Annotated in this window: 2 protein-coding genes; both read right to left on the bottom strand. The window is 51.9% G+C overall.

Translation table 11 applies throughout. From position 1 onward, the window contains the following. Positions 1–552: ESPR-type extended signal peptide-containing protein (locus ACQP6D_RS11130; RefSeq protein WP_427858258.1), on the bottom strand; the 552-nt coding region annotated here is incomplete at its 3' end. A gap of 67 nt (positions 553–619) precedes the next feature. Then, the coding region (locus ACQP6D_RS11135) for a ShlB/FhaC/HecB family hemolysin secretion/activation protein (RefSeq protein WP_427858259.1) at positions 620–2101 on the bottom strand (1482 nt) is incomplete at its 5' end.

The following is a 2101-nucleotide window of genomic DNA, read 5'->3' on the forward strand; positions in this document are numbered from 1 at the left end:
ATTGGCCATGATGACTTCGGCTCGTCGGCCGGCTACTTCGATGTAGCCGTTGAGCCGGCTGGGATTGCTGCTGTTGATTTGGTTGACGATGATGCCGGCTTCGCCTTTGGCCAGCCATGGGTTGCCTTGTATCCAGCCAGCCTGTTTGGTCTGGGTGCTTTTACGGCTGTTGTTGAGGATGGCTCCTTGTTTGTTGACGTCTAATTGGCGGTACTGGTTGATGGATACGCCGCCTTTGCTCGGGGTCTGGATGTTGATTTGTGGGATGCCGTTGGCGGTTTGGAGGATGGTGGGTTGCTGGTTTTTGGGGGCTGACGGGTCGGCATGGATGTCTGCTGCTATGGCAGAGTGATTAATGAGTACGCATAAACCTAATCCGAGTAGGATGGAGCTGGTTAATACGGGTAGTCTAGCCAGTAGGCTGCTGAAGATGGTGCCGCCGCTTTGATTACGGTCTGCGGTGCTTTTGCCTTCACGGATGGTGTTTTCGGCTACGGCAACCAGGATTCCTCTTTTTTTATTAAATATGACTTTGTATCTGTTTTTATTCATGATTTTTCCTGTTATTCGGCCGTACAGCCTGGGCTAACGGCGTTCTGATATGTGTGGTTTGATTGTGTTATATGGAATAGTTGAGGCTGAAGCCAACGGTGGTATTGGCGGTACGGAAGTACTGGGGTTTATATATTGGTTTGCCGGCAAAGATGTCGTAATACCACTGGCCGCCGGCTTTCATCTGGCCTTTGAAGCCGATAACGGCACCAGCTAGTGTTTTACCCAGCTGCATTTCGGTGGCGGGACCGGCAACGTGGCCGACATCCAGCCCCAGATATACCTGATGGGTACCTAGATATTGCCAGCTGAGGCTGTTGTTCCAGTACCAGCCTCGTTCTCCCATGAGGGTGACTTCGCCGTCAAATCCGCGCACGGTATAACGGCCACCGATGGAGAGCTGGTCTTGGGTAATTAAGGGGGTTTTGTTCCACTGGCTGTGAAGGGAGCTGTCGAAGCTGAGGCGTTGTCTGCCTAAGTTGAATGGCTGCGTGTAGCCGATGTCGGCTGTGATGATTTTCATGCGCGATGTGCCTTCGCCAAATTCTTCTTCGGGTGCTCGCAGGCTGTGATCGGCTCCGGTACCACGGCGGTAACCTATTCCGATGTTGACGGTGCCATTACCTATGTATTCTTGATGATTTAGGTTGACTGCCCAGCCGGCAGTATGCCGTTGCTGTACTTCGATTTCGGCATCGTTTACGTAATTATGGGATTGCCGACGCCATAATTTGGCGGTGATGTCGGTTTTGCGGTGGCTGTCACGATACAGCAGCCGCGTTAGTCCGATGTCGCTGTTGTCGCTTTTGCCGTTGTAGTCGTAGTTTTCGTTGTATCCGGCTACGGCCTGATGATAACGGTAATGGTTGCGGTTATATGCTATCAGCCAGTTGCCAAATGGTATTGAGTAATGCAGTGCATAGCCACGGGTGCCGCTGCCGGTGCGGTTGCCATCGCTGTCCATTTGACTGTCTTTGCTGCCTAAATCATGGTTGTAGTTGATATAAAATAAATCACTTAGTCCTAAGGGATTGTCTGCTGATAATGTGACGCCTCCCTGATAACGCCCTGTGGAATGGCTGCCGGAATCGTCTGCGTTAAAACTTATACGAAAGGGAATGGTTCGTTGTGACCAGCTGATGACGATGTCGCTTTCGTTCGGTGCTTCAGCCGGTACTATCTGGATATCAGCTTCGGCGGTGGGAACGCGACGCAGGTTTTCCAGTCCCTGCTCTAGCTGCCGCAGATTCAGGATATCTCCGGCTCTGGCTGGAAATTCGTTCTGGATGCGGCGAATACGCTCTACATGGGTGGTTGCTGCATTGTCTAAATTGTAACGGATGGTATGGATTCGCCCCGGAATGACGCTGAGCTGTAAGGTGCCGCTGGTAAGATCCTGTGGTGTGGCTAAAATACGGGTGGTGGTGTAGCCACGTTCGATGACGGCATTCTGTGCCAAGGTCATGATCTGGTTGATGGCTTTGCTGCCTAGGCACATGCCTGCGGTAAACTGACTCTGGCGCTGCGCTTTTTTTAGGGCAAACTGGAA

The sequence above is a fragment of the Snodgrassella sp. CS2 genome (genome assembly GCF_050310315.1).
Taxonomy (GTDB): Bacteria; Pseudomonadota; Gammaproteobacteria; order Burkholderiales; family Neisseriaceae; genus Snodgrassella; species Snodgrassella alvi_E.